The organism is Microbispora triticiradicis, assembly GCF_005864065.1.
Taxonomy (GTDB): Bacteria; Actinomycetota; Actinomycetes; order Streptosporangiales; family Streptosporangiaceae; genus Microbispora; species Microbispora triticiradicis.
Genome location: NZ_VANP01000005.1, coordinates 46563 through 66840, shown reverse-complemented (window position 1 = coordinate 66840; position 20278 = coordinate 46563). Strand labels below are relative to the sequence as shown.

Genomic DNA, 20278 nt, shown 5'->3' with positions numbered 1-20278 from the left:
CGGGCGACGACCCCGCGGCGAGTGGAGGTGTCATGACCGGTGACCGCGCTTCTCAGCAGATCGTGGCCGAGGGCGGCACCACGAACGGCCGTGCCGTGATCGACGGCGGCACGACGGACCGGAACCGGCGTCAGGTGCTGTACTGGCGGTTGCTCGCGCGCCTCTTCGCCCCCGAGGAGCAGCCGGCGTTGGAGACGGCGAGCATGGCGATCGCCGGGGATCTCGGGCTGCCCGCCGCGGTGCTCGATCCCTCCGTCTCGATCGAATCGCTGGTGCAGCGGTTTCCGGAGCTGGCCGCCGAGTTCCAGAACCTGCTCGCGCCTGGGGAGGACGCCCCCGGTGACGAGGTGCGCAGTGCCGCGCTGATCTCGAAGCTGCTGCTCAACGTCTTCGCCACCGGTACGGGCGACGTCACCGCCACGCAGCTCGCGACCTGGCAGCAGGACGCCGCCTGGTTCAAGCAGGCCATGTGCGGCGGACAGGGACCAGGCGCGGGGACCGGGCAAGGGGCGGGCTCCGCGGCGGGACCTGGCGCGGGGGCCGGCGCCGCGTCCGGAGCGGGCCCCGGATTCGGGGCCGGGTCGGGGTCCGGGGTGGGAGCTGGTGGCGGACCCGGGGCGGGATTTGGGGCGGGCGACGGGCTCGACCCCGAGCTGGCCCGCGCACTGGCCGACCTTGAGGGCGACCTCGTCCGCCGGATGCAGCTGCGCGAGGTTCTGGCCGACCCGGCCCTGGCCAAGCGGCTCACACCGAGCATGTCACTCGTCGAGCAGCTCCTGCGAGACAAGTCGAACCTGTCCGGCGTGGCTCTGGCCAACGCCAAGGCGTTGATCCGCAGATTCGTCGACGAGGTCGCCCAGGTCCTGCGCACGCAGGTCGAGAAGGCCAGCGTGGGAGAGATCGACCGCTCGGTGCCGCCCAAACGGGTGTTCCGCAACCTCGACCTCGAACGGACGATCTGGAAGAACCTCACCAACTACAACCCTGAGGATCGGCGGCTCTACGTCGACCGGCTGTACTACCGGCGCACCGCGCGGCGTACCACTCCGGCCCGCATGATCGTGGTCGTCGACCAGTCCGGCTCCATGGTCGACGCGATGGTCAACTGCACGATTCTCGCGTCGATCTTCGCCGGGCTACCCAAGGTCGACGTTCACCTGATCGCGTACGACACGCGGGCGCTCGACCTCACCCCGTGGGTGCACGATCCGTTCGAGGTGCTGCTGCGCACCCAGCTCGGCGGCGGCACCGACGGCACGGCCGCCCTGGCCGTCGCCCACCCGAAGGTCACCGACCCCCGCAACACGGTGGTCGTGTGGATCTCGGACTTCTACGAATGGAACTGCGACGGCGTCTACGCCGGAATGGAGGCGCTGCACCGATCCGGCGTACGGCTCATTCCGGTGGGCTCGGTGAGCAGTGGCGGCCAGCAGAGCGTGAACCCGTGGTTCCGGCAGAAGCTCAAGGACCTTGGCACGCCCGTCATCTCCGGCCACATCCGCAAACTCGTGCTCGAACTGAAGAACTTCCTCGCCTAAGGAGACTTTGATGACCAATGAGATGCTCCGTGCGCCTGCCGAGGTGAAGTACGCCGAGGAGCTCGACTGGCTGGAGTCGATCGACGACGGCCCCAAGCCGTTCTCCTGGCGCCTCAGCCCGCGGATGGTCCGGCTGTTCGTGCTCGGCTCCGAGCGTTCCGACGGCCTGGACAGGGAGATCCCGCAGAAGTGGTTCGGCGACCGCAGCTTCGTCGAGCGCAGCATCGTCACACTCGCCTCCGACCGCGGCCTGCTGCTGATCGGCGACCCCGGGACCGGCAAGAGCTGGCTGGCCGAGTTGCTCGCCGCCGCGATCTGCCGCAACTCCACCCTGGTCGTGCAAGGTACGGCGGGCACTACCGAGGACCACATCAAGTATTCGTGGAACGTCTCGATGGTGATCGCCAAGGGCCAGTCGCGGGAGTCGATGATCCCCTCGCCGATCATGACGGCGATGGAACAGGGCGTGATCGGCCGGTTCGAGGAGCTGACCCGCTCAACCAGCGACGTGCAGGACGCGCTGATCTCGATCCTGTCCGAGAAGTACGTCTCCATCCCCGAGCTGGACACCGACAACACCGTGTTCGCCAGGCCCGGGTTCTCGATCATCGCCACGGCCAACAGCCGGGACCGCGGGGTGAACGACCTTTCCTCGGCGCTGAAGCGGCGGTTCAACTTCGTCCGCATCCCGGTGGTGACCAGCAAGACCAGCGAGGCGGAGATCGTCCGCTTCCGTACGACGGAGCTGCTGCGCCGGCACCGGATCGAGCTGGACGTCCCGCCCACGCTGCTGGACATCCTGCTGCAGAGCTTCGCCGACCTGCGCGCAGCCGCCGCGTCGGCCACCAGTGAGGACGAGAAGCTGGAGTCGGCCCTGTCCACCGCCGAGCAGATCGGCGTGCTGGAGGACGCCATCCTGCACAGTCACTTCTTCGGTGACCGCACGCTGCGTGCCGAGACTCTGGGCGGCTCCCTGGTGGGCTCGCTGGCCCGGCGGGCACCGGAGGACCTGGCGATCCTCAACAAGTACTGGCACGGTGTGGTCGAACCACGCAGCAAGAAGGACGGCGGCGAGTGGACGAGCTTCCTCGAGGGCGGCCGTCAGACCATCTCCACGCTGTCATGAGTACGTTCGACGCCCTGCGCGGGCAACTCCTCGCCGCCGCCGAGACGTTCTCCGGCGGCGCGGGCGCCCTGTCGGGCATCCTGACCGGCATGGTCGACGACGTCGACCGGATGCTGCGGGAGGACCTCGAGATTTTCCCGGTGTGTCACCACTCGCCGGCCTCCGCGCTGGCGATGGCTCTGCGGCTGCGGGACAAGCGGCCCAAGGTCGTCTACCTGGAGCTGTGCGAGGACCTGCGCCCGCTGCTGGAGGAACTGCGCAACTGCAGGCTGCCCGTGGCGCTACAGGCGTTCGCCACTCAGCTCGACGGCTTCCCGGCCGGCTCTGGACCGCTCAGCGTCGTGGCGCCGGTCACCGAGGCGTCCGCCGAATACCAGGCGATCGCGTACGCGCTCGACACTCCGGACGTGGAGCTGGTGCTGGTCGATCGCTCGGTGGACCACGTATTCCAGTGGGAGCCCGGCGCCTCGGACGGCCCGGCCAAGTCCGGGAACGACGCCGGGAGCGAACCGGAGGACCTCGACGAGCACGGTGAAGAAGCGGCGCTGCACGGGGACTCCGTCGGCGTCGAGATCGGCGACCTGCGCCCCCGCTTCGCCGAGTTGGAGGCCCACCTGCTGCATCACGGCAAGGTCCGGCACTGGTCGGAATGGTGGGACCAGTACGTCGAGCAGCCGCTGACCGGTGCGGACTACGACACCTACCGGCAGGCTATGGCGTTGATCGGCAGCCTGTTCCGGCGGCTGCGCCCCGCGCAGGACGACCGGCTGGCGATCGACGAGGAACGCGAACGCTACATGTGGACGCGGATCCGCGAGCATCTCGCCATCTCCGGAGCCGACCCGGCCGACTGCCTGTACGTATGCGGGGCCTTCCACGCCGTCAGCGAAATCACCGAGTTCGGTCTGACGTCCGACGCGGCCCCCTACACGATCACGCCGCGCACCGGCACCCGCTGGCTGTACGGGCTCATCCCCTCCAGCCACTCGGCGATCGAGGCCCAGTTCGGCCTGGCCCAGGGATCGGTGTCGATCGCCGCCGCCACCTGGGCCAAGGCGATCCGGCGGGCCGGTGCCACGTCGTACCGGCTGAAGGGGCAGCAGGACAGGCGCGCCCGCGCCAAGGCGGTCAAGGCCGCGCCGCCCGCCGTCGCCGGGCCGGCCCGCGACCGGCTCGCCGGGTTCCTGGCCACCCCGCCCGTGCTGGACGACCTGGACGAGGACGAGCTGCGTGGGTGGTGCGTCGACATCGTGCGGCTGGCCAGACGCAACGGCTACCTGGCCAGCACGGCCGACGCCATCGCCGTGTTCGAGACGTCGATCTTGCTCGCCGGTCTGCGTGGCCGGGCCAGGCCCGCGCCGTACGACTTCGCGGACGCGGCGGTGACCTGCATCGAGAAGGACGCCGTGCCGGGCCGCCGGGACGTCCGCCGCCTGTGCGAGATCCTGCTGGGCGGTGACCGGATCGGCGTGGTCGGCTACGAGGCGCTGCCTCCGCTCGCCCGCGACGTGTACGACCGGCTGGAGCCGCTGGGGCTGGACCTGAGCCGGCGCACCCAGCAGCGGGTGCTGCTCGACCTGAAGGCGGACCCGGAGCTGGAGCCGTGCTCGGACGTGCTGTGGAAGCTGCGCTACCTGCTGCCCGACGACGCGGTACGGCCGATCATGGGGGCCAGGCGGCTCGGCGAGCGGCCGATTCAGGAAAGCTGGGATCTGGCGATCGGCCGGCACCAGCGGTCAATCATCGAGCTGGGCTACGAGGGCGTCACTGTCGAGCAGGTGCTGGAGCAGCGGCTACGCCGCAAGGTCTGGGAGCCCCGTGCCACCGCCGGAGACGCACTCGCGGCCGTGGAGGACGCCATCCTCTACCTCGGCAGCCGCCGGTTCGCCGACGAGCTCGGTAACCGCGCGGTCGAGTTGCTGGCCGCAGAGCGCACGGTCGACGACGCGCCCGAGGTGCTGCGCCGGATCCGGCGGCTGCTGGCCCACTTCCGGGCCACGCAACCGGAACTGCCGGCTTGGTGCGAGGCGTTCGTCACGGCCGGATACGCGCACTACTGCACGCTGCTGCCCACCGCCTTCGCCGACGACGACGCCGGCCTGCGGCAGGTCGGCGCCATGCTCGGCTTCCTGTTCACGCTGGAGAGCCTCGCGCTGTCGCTGGGCTGCGACCGGGCCCAGCTCGAACTCGCCATACGGCAGTCGCACCCGGGGGCCCCTGCCAAAGTCGCCCTGCTGTGGGCGGCCAAGACGCAGCTGGGCCTGCTGCCGCGGGACGAGTTGCGCGCCAGGTGTGATGAACTGCTGGCCAGCCCGCTCGTCGTTCCCGCCTTCCCGCTCTACCTGAGCGGGTTCGTCCAGGCGCTCGAACCGGTCCCGGCCCTCGCGCCGTTCGTGGTGGAGGCGCTGTCCAAGGCGTTCGCGCGGCTGCCCGACTCCGTTCTGCTGCCGTGGCTGCCGACGCTGATCACGACGCTGCGCAGGCACGCGCAGGAGCTGGTGCCGGTGCTCGTCCGGGAGGCGGGCCGCACCTTCCCCGGTAACCTCGCCGAGCTGGACGGGTGGACGCCGCCGTGGGAACGGCCGGCCGTACCGGCCGGGCGGGCCCGCCCGGCCGCCGTACTGAGCGGGCCGGTCGCCGCACTGCTGGCCCGGCACCCGCAGGCGTGCGACGCCGTGGCGGCCCTGCTCGCTTGCCCAGCCGAATGGCCCGACGTCGACGGCCCGGAGCTGGGAGGCGCCGAGGTGCGGGAGCTGCTCGCCCGTCACCCCGCCACGACCGACGCGATCGCCGCCCTGCTCTGCGACTGAGTCCCCCTGTGCCAAGCCGCCGCCTCTCGATCTTATGAAGCACGGCTTGGAGGGCTCTGCCCTTGGCAGGATCGTAGGCGGCGGCGTCCTGCCAGCAGTACCCGATTACATGTAGCCAGGCGTCGGCGAGGATGCGGAGTGCAGAAATCAGCGGTAGCGACCTGCGGCTTCTTCGCCTGTTAGCGGTCCGTGACGGCCCGGAACTCCTACAGCTCCGGTCAGCCACCAGTAGAGCCATCTGATAAGGGCGCCTGCGGGGGCCACCCCCAGCGGGACCCACGGCAGCCACCTCCACAGCGATACGGGTACCTGGAGGTCGGGGGGTCGTGTCTTTCTGGTTTGGGCACACCGCCTGTCGGGACGCACAAGCCGATCGCGACGGACAGCAGCATTTGATCAGACAGAATGACGTTTCTGTTCGGTATGTAATCTTTTTTCCCGGATTGAGGTCTGGTTCCCGACAACCCGGACAGGCGTCAGTGCGCGCCGTCCAGGATCAGCGACGGCCTGGCCTCGACGAACCGGAGCGGGGCCGAGCCGTACCGCCGCCGCAGCTGCGCCGAGGCGCGGGCCACGGAAGTGGTGCCGACCTCCACGGCGGTGCCGTCGTGACGCGTGGTCACCGACGTGATGGGCACCCCGCGCCGGCCCCAGTAGGCGATGTCGCGGCGCACCCGCGCGGCCAGGGCGTCCAGCTCCCGCGCCGCATGGGGCGCGTAGCGCGTCTTGATCGGCGCTTTCGGGAAACGGGCGCGCAGCGCCGCGTCGAGGGCGGGCGACGGGCGCCGGTAGACGATCAGGCCGCCTCCCGAGGGCGCCAGGGCGACCCCGGCGTACTGACGGGGGAAGTCGCGCCGCAGGGCCGCGTCGATGCGGTCGGCCAGCCTCGCGAGCTCCACCTGACCGGGGTGCGGCGCACCGAAGGCGGACGGGATGTCTCCCGCGGCGGCGGGGCCCGTCGACGCGCAGGCCACCGCCGTGACAGCACCGAGGGCCAGGGCCCCGAGCAGGGCGACTGCGATCCTGCGGGCTGCCTTCGCGCCGCGCCGCGCGGCCCGCGGCGCTTCACCGGCCCGGGAGAGCGCCGCGGCTTCGTCCGGTCGGCGGCCCCGCCGCTCATACAGGTCCATGTCCCCGCGCTCCTTCCCCGGGCGGGCCGTCCTGCCCGCCTGTCGTCGTCAGCGTACGAGTGCGGCGGGGGCGGGGCCGGCGAAACGCGCCGGCCCCGCCCCGTGCCGAGTTCCGTGCCGAACGGCTCGTACGGTCAGCCGACCTTGATCGCGATGCCCGGGAACGCGGTGGTCGCGTTGGCCCACGGCGCGTAGTAGTACCGCCAGGAGCAGATCCGGCCGGTGGTCACGTAGCCGGTGCACGGGACGGCGGCGCTGGTGTCGATGGCGGTGATGACGCCGGTCGCGTAGACCTGGGTGGTGTTGGAGGGGTTGACGAGCTCCACCGGGCCGCCGCTGTCGCCCTGGCCGGCGGCGTTGGTGTGGGCCGTCTGCTCCGCGCGGACCACGTTGTAGATCACGTAGCCCACAATGATCGTGACCCCGGTCGCCGTGACCTGGCTGTTGCAGACGGTGCCGGAGTAGGCGCCCGAGGTGCACACGTACATGCCGACGTAGCTGCTCGCGGTGCCGATGACGAGGGAGCTGAACTCGGTGGAGATGTTGCCGACGGAATTGTTGAAGACGTATCCCTGGGTGCTGGCGTTGATCAGCGCGACGTCGTAGCTGTTGTTGTCCTGGGTAATGGAGCCGATGACCTCACCGGTGGGGTCGGTGGCCGTCTGGCCGACGTCGCCGCAGTGCCCGGCGGTCAGCATCTTGGTGACCCCGCCGTAGGTCACGGCGAAGCCGGTGGAGCAGCCGCTGCCGAGGTTGGAGTTCCTCCAGGCCCCGCCGCCCCACCAGGGCGGCGAGTCGTTCCAGCGGCTGGCCAGGGCCGGGCGCTCGCCCGTCTGCACGGTGACCGGGACGCTCTCGTCCGAGGCCGCCGAGCGGGCCTTGGCCGCGGTGAGCCCGCTGACCGTCAGGCCCGAGCCGTCCACGTTGGGCGCGATCGAGGTGATCGCGCCGCCGGCCCTCTTGGCGATCCGGGCTGAGGCGGCGGCCAGCTGCTTGGCGGTGAAACGCGCCGGAAGGACGCTCAGCTTCAGGTCGCCGCCGAGCTCGCCGGCGATGCCGTCGACCGACTTGGGGGGCTGGCCCTTCCAGTACAGGCGCAGCTCGCGGTTCTCGGCGGAGACCACGATGCCGGCGAGGCCGCCGCCCTGCTCCTGCGCGACGGCGGTGATGCGGTCGGCGGCCTGGACGAGCCGCTGCTGGGTGGCCAGCAGGTCCTTCCACGAGGCGTAGCCGCCGGGCACCGCGCCCGCGGGCTCGATGGCCTGGGTATGGACTTCCTTGGCCGGGGCCGGGGCCGGGTCCTGGGCGACGGCCGCCTGGGTGCCGGCGATGGTCACCAGGGCGAGTCCGGCGGCGGCCGCCGCCGCGAAGCGGCTTGCGCGGGTGACCGGGGGGGAGAGTTTCACGAAGGATTTCCTCCTTGTCGTTTTGTTGAGGCGAATCCGGTATTTCATGAAATGAAGACCCGATCAACGCCTTGACTGGAGGGTTAACCCTTGGTACAGAGTTGACTCGACAATCCGGATATCCGGATTTCGGGCAAGTGTTATCGCAGGTGTCGATGCTGGTCATCGCTGTGGCAGCGGCGGCGCCAGGGGGAATTTACGGCTCGCTCGAAATGGCGTCTTCCGGGATGGATTTTCACGTCGAAAGCGGTGTCACCATAAAGGGGTGATCAGGAAAGGCTTCATGACATATCGGTCGATATCGGCTGTGTTAACACGCGACCACCGGGCGATAGCGAAAAGGTATGGCCGCCAGGGGGGCGGCCCAGGGCCTGTGGCTACCTGCGGGGCTGTGGGGGATGCCCGGGTTCCCGTGGCCGTGCCGCGGTGGCGTGCCGCATGGAATCTCTGGCCTGCCGCGGTGGTGCGCCGTGCGAAATCGACGGTGTGCCGGGTGAGTTTGCGCCCGCCGCTAGCGCTGTTCGGCGGTTGTCGCGTGCCGGGCGCCGACGCCCGCGATGGGTGGCACAGACGGTGAGCGCGGGTGTCGGGCGGCAGGTCGCGGGTGGTTTTCCGGGCCCCGAGACCCCTTCTGTCAATGCTCGATAATTGACCTTATGTCAAGGTGAATCACGGACTACGAGGGCTGCGACAGAACGCGGGTGGCCTCGTCACGCGAGCGTCGAGGCCCACATCAGCGCTGACGCGCTAGACGAGGCGCTGCGGACGGACAACCCGAGAGGGGCGGCGCAGCGCGACGTCCGCTGCTGGGCGTCGCCAGGGCATGGTGTCGAGCAGCGGTCGCGCGTCCCGCCATGCCGGGGGTTGCACATAAACGTTGCCGCAGGCGGGGGCTGAGGCTCTGCAGACGGCTGAGCGAAATGGGTAGCCAAGCAGATCGCCGTGCCGGTGACCGCGATCACAAAGCTCGTGCGAAAGGTCGTAGGCCAATCCTTCGCCGCCTTGTTGATTGCCCTGGCCAGCAGCGTCCAGTGCTCCGGCTGATCGTTTTCGGGCATGCGATATCGCTTCCTGAGGTGGGGAGAGATGGGTGCGCAGGGGTTCCATTCGCCTCCGCATGCGACATCCATCCGACCGCTGAAGACGGCGATCCTGCTACCGACGCCGCCTGGTTCCAGGCATGGATAGACGGCCTTGCCGGTCAGACCACATGCAAGGTAATGGCTTCGGGGCAGCCAACATGGTGCGACCAATGGCATGTGAAGGTTAATCTGCAAGAGATTCAGGCGAACAGCCCAGACATTCATCATGAACTAATTCATGTTGCCTGCAACGAAATCGGCCGTAGTCTCGGTCTTGCTCATTACTTCCCGCTAACCGGAGGCACATCGGGCGGGTCAACACACGATTGCATGGCCACAGGCGGCAACGTCGACGATATCGGCAACCACATCGGCGATCCAGACGGGCCCTGGATTTGGACTTATCATGCTCATCGCATCGATCACATCAATGCATGGTGGCCATAGGTGACGGGAGACAGAAGAGTGCGAGGCATCGGTATTGCAATTCTGGCAGTCGGCACCTCAATGCTGGTGGCATGCAGCGCACAACCGGCCGTCGACCTCCATTCCGCGAATGCCGCCTCGGGTGCATCCCGACAAACTGAGACACGCGGCAGCGTCGATGTCTCTGTTCTCAGAGTCGGGTTCGCTGATTTCTATGCGGAAAAATCACCCGAGGCCCTCGCGCGGAAGCGCCCTATAGTCGCTGCCGGCATCGTCGACGGATGGCAACAAGGACCCATTCTGGAAAGCTACCCAAATGGCCCACTCGACTACCGGATCGTCCTCCGGGTCAAGATCACCGAACCCCTGAAAGGAGTTCAGGGGAGGAAGTCCATCGCGAACAACATCGTATACATCGAGTTAGACCAAGGTGCCGTGATGCGCGACGACAACCTCGCTCCCAAGGATTGGAAGCCAATCCACCCTGTCTCCGACTTCGAAAGAGCTATCCCTACGGGCACGCCGGTCTTAGTCTTTCCTCGTGAGCGGCCACCTCACGAGGAAAAGGTGCAAAACCTCGGCGATGCGCTTCCTGCGAACGCAGAACTCATGACGGTTCACCCCCAAGGTCTTCTCTTCGAAGACCCGGCGTTGATGAAGAGGCGGGACGAGGACATCTCCGCACTGGTCGGCGCTTTCGAAGACATACGACAGGGCGGTGAAGCGTGGGGCGAGGCGAAAAGCATGCGAGACATGATGGACCGACTCAAGAGAAACGGAATTTCTGGGGGTTAGTACTCCAGCCGTAGTTCCTGATCTGGGCTCGTAAAAGCTTGTCGCCGGTAATGGCTGACCCGCGCACGGGCTTGATGATGTCGCCGCCAGCGGGACCAGCGGAGTAGGTCAGTCATGCTGTGGGCGGTCTGCATGAGCAGCCGGACGAGTAGGCGCCGGGTCTCGCCGAGCGTTAATGGCGCCAGCTCGGGTCCAGCCGACTGGTCGGCTCGTTGGTGGGCGGTAACCGCGGCGAGGAAGGCGTGGGCGAGCATCGCCAGGGTGGTCCACCGGTACCAGGACGTCTGTGTCCGTTTCGGCGGGTGGGGACCGCCCGCTCGTGGAGACCTCCCACTTTCGCGGAAGCTGAACAGGCATCCTGGCAGTGCCGCGTTTTGTCCGGCCCGCTCGAATAAGCTGAGATGGTACAAGGTGACCGGGCAGGAGGTAAGGCGTCGTCATGACCGTCCAGCGGCACGACAGTCCCCATCCGCAGATTGAGCGAACCTTCACCGCCGTACGCGCGGCCCTGCCCTCGGCAAACATCGCCGCGTTCGACGCCGAACTCGAAGAGATCACTCACGCGCCCGTCGTCAACCTGGCGGCGCTGGATGACTTCCTGTCCGCGTGGTGGCGCATCGCCACCCGCGCCGCCGCTGATCCGTCCGACTGGCACCGGATGCACCGAGAGGCCGAGCAACTGCAGTCCGGCGCGCGTACGGCAGGCCCGACACTGGCCGAGGTACTGGCCCGCCGCGGAGTCCAGCGGTAGGTGTGCACCATCCGGATGGGCAGCGACGTTGCCGAAGCCCAGATCGACCACCTGTCCGACGCCGAGATCAATGTCCTACTGGAGATCTACGAAGTCCTCCGGCTGACTCCCGACAACGGCCGCAAGCTCAGTCCAACCGGCAACATGTACCTCTGGGACTACAAGGACATCTCGGTGACCTATGTCCTGCTCGACCGGCAGGGTGAGGTCGCTGTGCTGCGCGTGGATCGCTTCCCTGTCTGAATCGCGCGTCACCTTTCAGCTGAAGTTCTCGTTCGTCCAGCTCGAAATCAACGGCAGGTCACCCCGCTCGACCTCCGAGACAACGATCGTGTCCAAGACGTACCCCCCGCACTCACCCTGCCGCATGCAGGGTCCGGACCGGTGTGATCGCCCCGCCGGAGCTGCCGGGCGATCGCCTCGATCCGGTATGCGGTGGGCCGGGACCAGTTGGACGTGGAAGGGCTGGCTGACAACCGCGTTCAGCAGATGCTGGACGCCGGGCTGATCGCCGACTTCGGCGACCTGTTCTTCCTCACCCGCGAGCAGCTGCTGGGCTTGGAGCGGATGGGGGAGGTGTCCACCGACAACCTCCTGGCCGCCATCGGCAGGGCCAGGACCAGACCGCTGAGCCGGGTGTTCTGCGCGCTCGGGGTACGGGGGACGGGGCGCTCGATGAGCCGCCGCATCGCCCGGCACTTCGGCACGATGGAGGCCGTCCGTGCGGCCGACGCCGAGGGGTTGCAGGAGGTGGACGGCATCGGCCCGGAGAAGGCGCCCGTGATCGTCACTGACCTGGCCGAGCTGAGCGACCTCATCGACAAGCTCGTCCCCTCGCGCACCTGTTGTAGGCGACCCCGTTCGTCCGCCGGTGCCCCGGGACTCGGGCTGGGATCACCGTACGGTTGTCGCATGCCGGCGCCGCCGTACCACTGACCGGACCCTTCGCTCGCGGCATGCGACCGTCGCACCTTGTCACAGCGGGCGGCGCAGCCCGTCCAGCACGAGGGTGATGACATCGTCGGCCTCGGCCCGCCAAGCGGGGCGGTCATGGGCCGCACCGATGCCGTGCAGCGCCATCATCACGGCACCGGCATCCACGTCGTCGCGAACGGCGCCGTCCCGCACGGCGGCGGCCACCAGGTCGGTGACAGCCTGCTCCAGTGCCAGGCTGCCCTCGGCGAGGGCACCCGAGCGATCGGCCATGAGCGTGGCCAGCGTCCGGGCCAGGCCCTTGTGGGCAGCTATGTGGTCGACCATGCCGCGCAGGAAGGTCGCCAGAGCCTCCGCCGCGGGCAGCGTGGCCTGTAGCCGGCGGGCGCGGTCGCACAGCGCGGAGACTTCCCCGTGGTAGACCGCCTCGGCCAGTGCCTCCCGGGTGGGGAAGTGGCGGTACAACGTGCCGGTGCCCACCCCGGCAAGGCGTGCGAAGTCATCGAAGCGCAGGTCGAAGAACTCGCCGGCGTCGAAGATCTCTCGTGCCTTGGCGATCAGGACGTCGCGGTTGCGTTGGGCGTCGGCCCGCAGTGGCTTGGCGGCGGTCATGAGCTACCTCGCGTTGACAAGTGGAGATGGCCTCCATATTTTGCAAAGTGGAGATTGTCTCCGAATCGATCGTACCCCACGAGGTGCAGCGTGAAGATCCTGATGTTCGGCCGAGGCGTGATCGCCACCATCTACGGCTGGGCCCTGCGACAGGCGGGACATGACGTCGAGTTCTACGTCCGGCCGGGCCGCGCGGCGACGTACGGAGACGCGGTGGACCTCGACCTGATCGATATGCGGCGCCGGGTGTGGGGGCGGCGCGTCGTCGAGAGGTGGCCGGTGCGCTGCCGCGAGGCGCTGGAGCCGGACCACGACTTCGACCTGATCGTGCTCAGCGTGCCGCACCACCGCCTCCCGGAGGCGACGGCCTTCCTGTCCCCGCGTGTCGGCCAGGCCACGGTGCTGGTCTTCGGCAACCTCTGGACCGAGCCGCCGGCCGCGATCGGCGCACTCCCCGTCGACCGGATCGCCTGGGGCTTTCCCCAGGCCGGTGGCGGTTTCGGCGCGGACGGAGTGCTCCGTGGGGCGCTGCTGCCGTCGGTCGTCTTCGGCACTCTCGACCGGCCCCCGACCGACCGTGAGCGGGCCGTGCGCCAGGCGTTTCGCGAGGCCGGGCTCCGGCTCAAGGAGCGGCCTGACTTCCGCGGCTGGCTGTGGGTCCATTTCGCGTCGGACGCCGGCCTGTTCTCGCAGGGCCTGCGGCTGGGTTCCCTGTCCAAGCTGGCCGGGGTGACGGGCGACCTGCGCGAGGCGCTGCTGACCGGCCGCGAGCTTCTGCCGCTGCTCGAGGCGCGAGGCGTCGACCTGCGCCGTCACCGGGGCGCTGTGCTGCTGTTCCGTGCGCCCACCTGGCTGACGGCCCCCGCGCTCGCCTGGCTGACCGCTCATGTCGCGCTCTTGCGCGTGGGTTTCGCGGCGCACTCCGACCCCGAGGCCGAGGAACCGCGTGAGGTCTGCCGGGACACCCTGGCCGAAGCGCGACGGTTGGGCATCTCGGTACCGCGCCTGGAAGCGGCGGAACCGACCTTCGCCCGTGAGGGGACGAGCCGAGCCTGAAGGCCCACGCGAGGTCCTAGCCGTCGTAGCGGAAGACGACGTGGCCCTGGGGAGGTCGCCGGTTGAAACCCGCGGCCAGCGCCGAACCGGTACCCGGGATGGCTACGAGGTCCGACCACTCGAAGCCGCTCGACAAGGGAGTCACGGTCTGGCGGATCAGCTTCCGGCCGGTGTGGCGCAAGGAGTCGACGGACAAGGTGGTGTAGGCATAGGGATCCTGCCCGTCAGGCGTCGCGGTGATCGACTGCCGGTACGAGGCCGCGAGCACACCGCCCCGACCGTCGGGGGCGAGGTCCGTGATGACGTCGCCGGGCAGGCGGATCTGGTGCCATTTCGCGCCGTCTCGGCTACCAGTGTGCCAGTGCAGCAGGACGGCTCCGGGCTGGGACCAGTCGCCCTGCTGGAATCCCGCGGCGACCCAGACGTCCTGCGTTCCCGAGGTGACCAGCGCGTCGAGCCGGAGCTTCACGGGCCCGTACGCCGGGGTGGGGGCGGCGGGCACGGCTGTCTCGGGCAGTCGCACTCTGCTCCAGGCCAGGCCGTTCCAGCGCATGACGGACGAGGGCCCGAAGCCCCAGATGTCGCCCGGCGACCGGACGCTGATGCCCTTCAGAGTGGCGGGGAAGGGCAGGCTCGTCCAGCGGCCGCTGCGGAAGCGCTTGAAGAACCCCTTCCCTGTGCGGTCGTCACGGCCCAGGATCCACGTGTGCGTCGCGTCGAGGACCTCCAGGTCGGTGATCGAGGTGCGGCCCGAGCCCATGAGCCGCCATCGGCTGCCGTCCCAGCGCGACAGCACCGACCGGGTGGCGGCCGAGACGTCTCCCGTCCCCGGGGCGACGGCCGTGCCGGCGGCCCACACGTTGACCGGGGATGAGGCCTCGACCAGCGTGACCTCTCGGAGCGGGAATCCCGTGGGCCCCGCGGGGTTCGCGGCCGTCGCCCAGCTGCGCCCGTCCCAGTGCTTGATCAGGGGAGCCGTGAAGTAGGAGCCGTTCCTCGGGTCCAGCGTCCCGGTCCTGCGCGCGCCCACGGCCCACGCGTCGGCGGGGCCGGTGGCGGCGAGGTCGGCGACGAACGAGCCGGCCCCGCCGCGCAGGCTCACCTGCCACCCCGGCGCCGGATCGGCCGTCGCCGAAGAGACCGGAGCGAGGCCGACGCCGGCCGCCAGCACGAGGGCGAAGAGGGTGCGATAACCGTCCACACTAGGGAGACGGCGATCACCGGCCCCCGGTTGCGCCTTCGAAGGTGAACAGTAGGCGTCGAGCGCCCTCGGTCAGGCATGCGGTCCGTACGGCACTCTCATCCGCCGGCGGGCTCCGCGGTCAGCGCTGCTCCGGCACGTGATCCTCATGCACCCGGCTGCCTTCACCGCACCACGGGCGTTGACTTTGTCTTAATGCATGTCTCATGATGTTGATACAAACATTGCGACAAAAGGAGGGGTTATGGCCGAGGAACCGTTACCGGACGCCAGCCCGTCGGCGCGTGCGACCGACCTGCGGCCGGCGGACGCATGGCTGGCCCGGCACGGCCTGTCCGGTGCCCGCGCGACCCCGCTGCTGGCCGGCCGGCTGGCGGTCCGGGGACGTGCCCGCCTCGCCGCTGCGATGATTCCGGCCCTGCTGATCGTCGCGAGCGCGCTCGCCGCCGTTCCCGCCTTCGACGGCCGCGAGCCGCATCGCCCGCTGCCGCTGCTGGCCCTGACCGCGCTGGTGGCCGGGCTGCTGCTCGCGCAATCGCTGCTCGACTGGTGGGTGCGACGCGTCGATCAGCGGGCGGCCGCGACGCTGTCCCGCAGGGCCGCCCATCCGATCCAGCCCAGCTGGCGGACCGTGCTCGGCCTGCCGTACGCCGTCTTCGCGGTCGCCACGCTCGCCGGCGCGATGGCGCTGGCAGGGAGCGCGCTGGCCGTTCCCGGCCCTACCGTGCGGCAACTGGCCGTCGTCCTGCTGATCGGCCTGCTCGGCGTGACGGTCATCACCGCCGTGCAACTGCGCCACCTGCTGCGGCGCCCGGTCGTGGCGGAGGACGAGGAGTCGCTGACCGCCGACGTCATCATGCGCGTCGAGGATGCCCGCGACCTCACCACGCCGAGCGTGCAGTGGGCGCTGCCCATGGTGCTGCTGTTCGGCACCGCGCCCGGCTGGTTGAGCGCCGCTGCGGTCGCCAACGTGATCCTGGGCGTGGTCGCGTACGTCGCGCTCCGTGCCAGGACGCCGTCGAGCGCGACGGTGGCCCGGCGGGTGATGAGCGTCCGATGATCGTCATCGACGCGGCCTCGCCGGTGCCGCCGTTCGAGCAGCTGCGAGCCCAGCTCGCCCGGCAGATTCAGGATCGCACGCTGGCCGTGGGCACCCGCCTTCCGACCATCCGCCAGCTCGCGGCCAACCTTGGTCTGGCCGTGAACACGGTCGGCCGGGCGTACCGGGAACTGGAGGAGGCGGGGCTGATCGAAACGCGCGGGCGGGCGGGTTCGTTCGTGTCGGCCGCCGGCGAAGATGGCCTGGAGCGGGCCCGCCGGGCCGCCGCCGACTACGCGGCCGTGATCGCCAGCGTCGGCATCGACACGGGCGAGGCGATCCGCATCGTGCAGGCGGCGCTGACCTCTGGGACGGTGACACCGGCCTCGTCATGACCGCGACCCGGCCGTGGGGCCACGTCGCCGGCCGAAGCCTGCCGCGCCGGGGACCACCAGCGCATCACGCCCTCGGGGGTCGGCGAGCCGCGCCGCTCTCCGGCCGTTACGGGAGCAAGCCTTGAAGGGAGAGGGCCCGCACGCCGCGGGTGAGCGGCGCACGGGCCCGGAGTCCATGAACGTGTGGCCGGGTCACGGTCCACGAGCATGGCCACCGGCGTCACCGAGGGAGGGTGGCTCGGCCGGCGAGCTTGTGCGGTCGGGCGCGGGAAGGCCCCCGGCCCCGGGGCCCGCTCGGGGTCCCGGCGCGGCCGGAGGGCCGGTCGGGGGATTCCGTGCGGGCGAAAGGGGCTCAGGGACGCAGCGCCGCGGCCTCGGCGGCGAGCTTCTCGATCCTCGCGAAGTCGCCTGCGGACACCAGGCTACGCGGTGTCAGCCAGCTTCCACCCACGCACCCCACGTTGGACAGGGCCAGATAGGACAGCGCACTCGCGGGGGTGATCCCGCCGGTGGGGCAGAACCGGACGTCGGGCAGCGGGCCGCTCAGCGCTTTGAGGTAGGAGACGCCGCCGGCCGGCTCCGCCGGGAAGAACTTCAGCTCACGCACGCCGCGCTCGGCCAGCGTCATCGCCTCGGTGGCCGTGGCCACGCCCGGCAGGAACGGCACACCCGAGGCGAGCATGGCCGCGAGCAGCCCGGGGGTGGTGCCGGGGGAGACGAGGAACCGGGAACCCGCCGCGACCGCGGACTCCACGTCCTCCGGCGACCGTACGGTGCCCGCACCGATCACGGCCTCCGGCACCTCGGCGGCGATCCGCCGGATCGCGTCGAGGGCGGCCGGGGTGCGCAGCGTCACCTCGATCACCGGCAGGCCGCCCGCCACCAGCGCCCGGGCGAGGGGGACGGCGCTCTCCGCGTCGTCGAGGACGACCACCGGGACGACCGGCGCGAGGTCGAGAAGGTTGCTCATCACAGCTCCACTTCGGGGAATCGTTGGGCGAGCCAGGCGGCCGCACCCGTCAGCGCCGGCTGCTCGGCGACGATCAGCGAGGTCGGGATCGCGGCGGCGTAGTCCTTCAGCGCCGGAGCGGTCGTCTCGAACCGGGCCCGGAACGCGCTGCCCGGGATGCGCGCGGCCAGCCGGGGCAGCACGCCGCCGCCCAGGTAGACCCCGCCCCGCGCGCCGAACGTCAGGGCCACGCCGCCGGCGAACCCGCCGAGCAGCGCGAGGAAGACCTCCACGGTCTCGACGCACAGCGGGTCGTCCGACGCGGTGATCTGCGCCGCCGTCAACCCGGGCGCCGCGGCCCCGGCCGCCGTCGCCCGGGCTCCCGTCGTCAGGGTACCCGCCGTCCGGGGCGTCTCCTGGGCCGTCTCCTGGGGAGCCGTCCACGCGTCCGGCGCGACGCCGCGTACGAGCGCGAGGCCGCGGTGCAGGCGCGGCAGCCCGGTGCCCGACAGCAGGTGCTCGGCGTCCACGTACGGCAGGCCGTCGGCGCGCAGCGCCCGCACGATCTCCATCTCCAGGTCCGTCACGACCGGGACCGCGACGTGCCCGCCCTCGCCGGCCACGGGCAGCCAGCCCTCCCGTACGGGGACCAGCCCCGCCACCCCGAGTCCGGTGCCCGGGCCCAGCACGGCCTTCGTCAGGCCGGGCGACGGCGGGGGGCCGCCGAGCGACACGAGATCACCGCCCGCGAGGTGGGGCAGCGAGATCGCGAGGGCCTCGAAGTCGTTGAGGAGCACCGTACGCGGGATGCCCAGGTCGTTCACGGAACCCGACCATCCCGCGTTCGTCAGCCGGTACCGGTCCCTGTCGACCGGACCGGCGATCGCCAGGCACGCGGCCCCCGGCCGAACTCCGCCCGCATGGTCTGCGAGATAGGCGGCTACGGCATCGGCAAGGCCGAGATGCTGGGAAACGTCGAGTACGGTTACCGCCTCCGGCTGCCCTCCGCGCCGGGGCACCAAACCGAACCGGGCGTTGGTGCCGCCCACGTCGGCGACCAGCCAGGGCAGGCTCACGCGGTGCCCCCGAAGACGCTCGCGCCGCGCTCGGCGGGGCCGACCGTGCGGCGGAAGGAGGCGAACAGGTCGCGGCCGGTGCCGGTCCACTGCTCGTCGGTCAGGGGCGCGCCCTCGGGCGTGCGTCCGGTGAGGTCGGCGAGCACGGTGAGCGTCCCGGCGGCGGAGTCGAGGCGGATCACGTCGCCGTCGCGCAGCAGCGCGATCGGCCCGCCGTCGGCGGCCTCGGGGGAGAGGTGGATCGCCGCGGGGACCTTCCCCGAGGCGCCGGACATGCGGCCGTCGGTCACGATCGCGACCTTCTGGCCGCGGTCGAGCAGCACGGCCAGCGGCGGCGTGAGCTTGTGCAGCTCCGGCATGCCGTTGGCGCGGGGACCCTGGTAGCGGACGACCGCGACGAAGTCCCGCCCGTTCAGCTCGCCCCGGTCGAACGCGGCGAGCAGGTCGAGCTGGTCGTCGAACACCAGGGCCGGGGCCTCGATGACCAGGTGCTCGGGCTTGACGGCGGAGACCTTGCTCACCGCGCGGCCCAGGTTGCCCGACAGCATGTGGATGCCCCCGTCGGGGGAGAACGGCTCGGCGACCGGCCGCAGGACGTCGGGGTCGGTGCTGGGCTCGGTCCGCTCCTCCCACACCAGCACGCCTTCCTTCAGGGCGGGAGCCGTGCGGTAGTGGCCGAGTCCGCGCCCGGCCACGGTCAGCACGTCGGCGTGGAGGAGCCCGGCGTCCAGCAGGTCGCCGATGAACACCGCCATGCCGCCCGCGGCGTGGAAGTGGTTCACGTCCGCCTGGCCGTTGGGGTACATCCGGGTGATCAGCGGCACGACCTTGGACAGGGCGGCCATGTCATCCCAGGTCAGGGTGATCCCGGCGGCGGCCGCCATCGTGACCAGGTGCATCGTGTGGTTGGTGGAGCCGCCCGAGGCGAGCAGCGCGACGACCGCGTTGACGATCGCCTTCTCGTCCACGACCTCGCCGAGCGGGGTGTACTCCTCGCTGTGCGGGGTGATCTCCACGGCCCGCCGCGCCGCCGCCCGGGTCAGCGCCTGCCGCAGCTCGGTGTGCGGGTTGACGAACGTCGCGCCCGGCAGGTGGAGCCCCATGACCTCCATCAGAAGCTGGTTGGAGTTGGCGGTGCCGTAGAAGGTGCAGGTGCCGGGGGAGTGGTAGGAGGCCGCCTCGGCGTCGAGCATCTCGCCACGGCCGATCTTGCCCTCGGCGAAGGCCTGCCGGGCCCGGGCCTTGACCTTGTTGGGCAGGCCGGAGGTCATCGGCCCGGCGGGCACGAACACCGCGGGCAGATGGCCGAAGCGTAACGCGCCGACGAGCAGCCCCGGGACGATCTTGTCGCAGACCCCGAGCAGCAGGGCCGCGTCGAACATGTCGTGCGACAGCGCGATCGCGGTCGCCATGGCGATCAGGTCGCGGCTGTAGAGGGACAGCTCCATGCCGGCGCGGCCCTGGGTCACGCCGTCGCACATAGCGGGCACGCCACCCGCCACCTGCGCCACGCCGCCCGCCTCGCGGACCGCCCGCTTGAGCTCCGGTGGGTACGTCTCGTACGGCTGGTGCGCCGACAGCATGTCGTTGTACGAGGTCACGATGGCCACGCCGGGCTTGGCCGCGCCCCGCAGGTCGAGCTTGTCCTCGGCCGGGGCGGCGGCGAAGCCGTGGGCCAGGTTGGCGCAGGCGAGCCGCCCCCGGGCCGGCCCCCGCTCGCGCAGTTCGGCCCCGGCGCGACGCACCCGCTCCAGGTAGGCCCGGCGGGTGTCGCGGCTGCGCGTGACGACACGGTGGGTGACCTCGGAGACCACAGGGGAAATCACGGGGTCAGTCACGGAAGGTCCTCCTCGTGCCGGGCGCGGCCGCTGCGGCGGGTCCTGCTACCGCCGGAGCCCCCTGGCACCGGCGAGGTCGATCTCGTGCCCGGCCCGACGCCACGTCCGCTGACCG

Annotated in this window: 18 protein-coding genes and 1 pseudogene; 11 read left to right on the top strand and 8 right to left on the bottom strand. The window is 70.4% G+C overall.

The annotated features are described in order from the left end of the window. Nucleotides 1-203 precede the first annotated feature (203 nt). The 3 genes from FED44_RS14560 to FED44_RS14550 are packed head-to-tail and all read left to right on the top strand — an operon-like array spanning nt 204 to nt 5474. Entirely contained in the window at nt 204-1538 is a 1335-nt protein-coding gene (locus tag FED44_RS14560; RefSeq protein ID WP_396699878.1) for a VWA domain-containing protein, read from the top strand. 10 nt (nt 1539-1548) lie between these two features. Next, entirely contained in the window at nt 1549-2664 is a 1116-nt protein-coding gene (locus FED44_RS14555; RefSeq protein WP_111697253.1) for an ATP-binding protein, read from the top strand. Next, nucleotides 2661-5474, top strand: coding sequence for a DUF5682 family protein (locus FED44_RS14550; protein WP_138461006.1), 2814 nt, complete (start codon nt 2661-2663; stop codon nt 5472-5474). The genes FED44_RS14555 and FED44_RS14550 overlap by 4 nt, the downstream gene beginning before the upstream one ends. Before the next feature lie 476 nt (nt 5475-5950). Here FED44_RS14550 and FED44_RS14545 read toward each other — a convergent pair whose 3' ends face one another. Continuing rightward, nucleotides 5951-6604 carry a hypothetical protein gene (locus tag FED44_RS14545; protein WP_138461005.1) on the bottom strand — a complete coding sequence of 218 codons (654 nt, stop codon included), beginning with the start codon at nt 6602-6604 and terminating at the stop codon, nt 5951-5953. Between the two features lie 134 nt (nt 6605-6738). Next, nucleotides 6739-8010, bottom strand: a complete 1272-nt coding sequence (locus FED44_RS14540) for a S1 family peptidase (protein WP_138461004.1) — start codon at nt 8008-8010, stop codon at nt 6739-6741. A gap of 1031 nt (nt 8011-9041) precedes the next feature. On the opposite strand from FED44_RS14540, the gene FED44_RS14535 reads away from it, so the two are divergent. Both FED44_RS14535 and FED44_RS14530 read left to right on the top strand, forming a co-directional pair. Continuing rightward, entirely contained in the window at nt 9042-9539 is a 498-nt protein-coding gene (locus tag FED44_RS14535) for a hypothetical protein (RefSeq protein ID WP_138461003.1), read from the top strand. After that, nucleotides 9540-10313, top strand: a complete 774-nt coding sequence (locus FED44_RS14530; protein WP_138461002.1) for a hypothetical protein — start codon at nt 9540-9542, stop codon at nt 10311-10313. On the opposite strand, the pseudogene FED44_RS38615 reads toward FED44_RS14530, so the two are convergent. Then, a pseudogene (locus FED44_RS38615) lies at nt 10310-10606 on the bottom strand (IS701 family transposase); the annotation flags it as partial. The gene FED44_RS14530 and the pseudogene FED44_RS38615 sit on opposite strands and share 4 nt — an antisense overlap. A 146-nt stretch (nt 10607-10752) precedes the next feature. On the opposite strand from FED44_RS38615, the gene FED44_RS14525 reads away from it, so the two are divergent. From FED44_RS14525 to FED44_RS14515, 3 genes are all read left to right on the top strand, one after another. After that, complete coding sequence (locus tag FED44_RS14525; protein WP_138461001.1) at nt 10753-11064, top strand: DUF6247 family protein; 312 nt, start codon at nt 10753-10755, stop codon at nt 11062-11064. A 15-nt stretch (nt 11065-11079) separates the two neighbouring features. Further along, nucleotides 11080-11307 (top strand): hypothetical protein, encoded by a 228-nt coding sequence (locus FED44_RS14520; protein WP_138461000.1) that lies wholly within the window; start codon nt 11080-11082, stop codon nt 11305-11307. Between the two features lie 213 nt (nt 11308-11520). Next, nucleotides 11521-12000 carry a helix-hairpin-helix domain-containing protein gene (locus tag FED44_RS14515; RefSeq protein ID WP_244301932.1) on the top strand — a complete coding sequence of 160 codons (480 nt, stop codon included), beginning with the start codon at nt 11521-11523 and terminating at the stop codon, nt 11998-12000. A gap of 39 nt (nt 12001-12039) precedes the next feature. On the opposite strand, the gene FED44_RS14510 is transcribed toward FED44_RS14515, so the two are convergent. Then, nucleotides 12040-12609, bottom strand: a complete 570-nt coding sequence (locus FED44_RS14510) for a TetR/AcrR family transcriptional regulator (RefSeq protein WP_138460999.1) — start codon at nt 12607-12609, stop codon at nt 12040-12042. A 90-nt stretch (nt 12610-12699) separates the two neighbouring features. Here FED44_RS14510 and FED44_RS14505 point away from each other — a divergent pair, with 90 nt between their 5' ends. Further along, the gene (locus FED44_RS14505; protein WP_138460998.1) at nt 12700-13665 is read left to right on the top strand and encodes a ketopantoate reductase family protein; all 966 of its coding nucleotides are present in this window, start codon (nt 12700-12702) and stop codon (nt 13663-13665) included. Nucleotides 13666-13681: 16 nt separating this feature from the next. On the opposite strand, the gene FED44_RS14500 is transcribed toward FED44_RS14505, so the two are convergent. Beyond that, a complete protein-coding gene (locus FED44_RS14500; protein WP_138460997.1) occupies nt 13682-14866 on the bottom strand; it encodes a hypothetical protein in 1185 nt (394 codons plus the stop codon). A gap of 244 nt (nt 14867-15110) precedes the next feature. Here FED44_RS14500 and FED44_RS14495 point away from each other — a divergent pair, with 244 nt between their 5' ends. Next, complete coding sequence (locus FED44_RS14495; RefSeq protein ID WP_138460996.1) at nt 15111-15926, top strand: hypothetical protein; 816 nt, start codon at nt 15111-15113, stop codon at nt 15924-15926. Next, nucleotides 15923-16300 carry a GntR family transcriptional regulator gene (locus FED44_RS14490; protein ID WP_111697243.1) on the top strand — a complete coding sequence of 126 codons (378 nt, stop codon included), beginning with the start codon at nt 15923-15925 and terminating at the stop codon, nt 16298-16300. Before FED44_RS14495 ends, FED44_RS14490 begins: the two co-directional genes overlap by 4 nt. Nucleotides 16301-16652: 352 nt before the next feature. Here FED44_RS14490 and eda read toward each other — a convergent pair whose 3' ends face one another. Genes eda through edd form a run of 3 tightly spaced genes read right to left on the bottom strand, consistent with a single transcriptional unit; the run spans nt 16653 to nt 20163 of the window. After that, on the bottom strand, nt 16653-17270 hold the full coding sequence (gene eda / locus FED44_RS14485) for a bifunctional 4-hydroxy-2-oxoglutarate aldolase/2-dehydro-3-deoxy-phosphogluconate aldolase (protein WP_111697242.1): 618 nt from the start codon (nt 17268-17270) through the stop codon (nt 16653-16655). Beyond that, a complete protein-coding gene (locus FED44_RS14480; protein WP_138460995.1) occupies nt 17270-18325 on the bottom strand; it encodes a glucokinase in 1056 nt (351 codons plus the stop codon). The genes eda and FED44_RS14480 overlap by 1 nt, the downstream gene beginning before the upstream one ends. Further along, nucleotides 18322-20163, bottom strand: a complete 1842-nt coding sequence (gene edd, locus FED44_RS14475) for a phosphogluconate dehydratase (protein ID WP_244301931.1) — start codon at nt 20161-20163, stop codon at nt 18322-18324. Before edd ends, FED44_RS14480 begins: the two co-directional genes overlap by 4 nt. Between the last annotated feature and the right edge of the window lie 115 nt (nt 20164-20278).

What these genes read in the sequence shown, in the direction of transcription:
- FED44_RS14560 (WP_396699878.1), top strand. Translation starts at nt 204, where the DNA reads ATGGCGATCGCCGGGGATCTCGGGCTGCCCGCCGCGGTGCTCGATCCC.
- FED44_RS14555 (WP_111697253.1), top strand. Translation starts at nt 1,549, where the DNA reads ATGACCAATGAGATGCTCCGTGCGCCTGCCGAGGTGAAGTACGCCGAG.
- FED44_RS14550 (WP_138461006.1), top strand. Translation starts at nt 2,661, where the DNA reads ATGAGTACGTTCGACGCCCTGCGCGGGCAACTCCTCGCCGCCGCCGAG.
- FED44_RS14545 (WP_138461005.1), bottom strand. Translation starts at nt 6,604, where the DNA reads ATGGACCTGTATGAGCGGCGGGGCCGCCGACCGGACGAAGCCGCGGCG.
- FED44_RS14525 (WP_138461001.1), top strand. Translation starts at nt 10,753, where the DNA reads ATGACCGTCCAGCGGCACGACAGTCCCCATCCGCAGATTGAGCGAACC.
- FED44_RS14520 (WP_138461000.1), top strand. Translation starts at nt 11,080, where the DNA reads ATGGGCAGCGACGTTGCCGAAGCCCAGATCGACCACCTGTCCGACGCC.
- FED44_RS14510 (WP_138460999.1), bottom strand. Translation starts at nt 12,609, where the DNA reads ATGACCGCCGCCAAGCCACTGCGGGCCGACGCCCAACGCAACCGCGAC.
- FED44_RS14495 (WP_138460996.1), top strand. Translation starts at nt 15,111, where the DNA reads ATGGCCGAGGAACCGTTACCGGACGCCAGCCCGTCGGCGCGTGCGACC.
- FED44_RS14490 (WP_111697243.1), top strand. Translation starts at nt 15,923, where the DNA reads ATGATCGTCATCGACGCGGCCTCGCCGGTGCCGCCGTTCGAGCAGCTG.
- eda (WP_111697242.1), bottom strand. Translation starts at nt 17,270, where the DNA reads ATGAGCAACCTTCTCGACCTCGCGCCGGTCGTCCCGGTGGTCGTCCTC.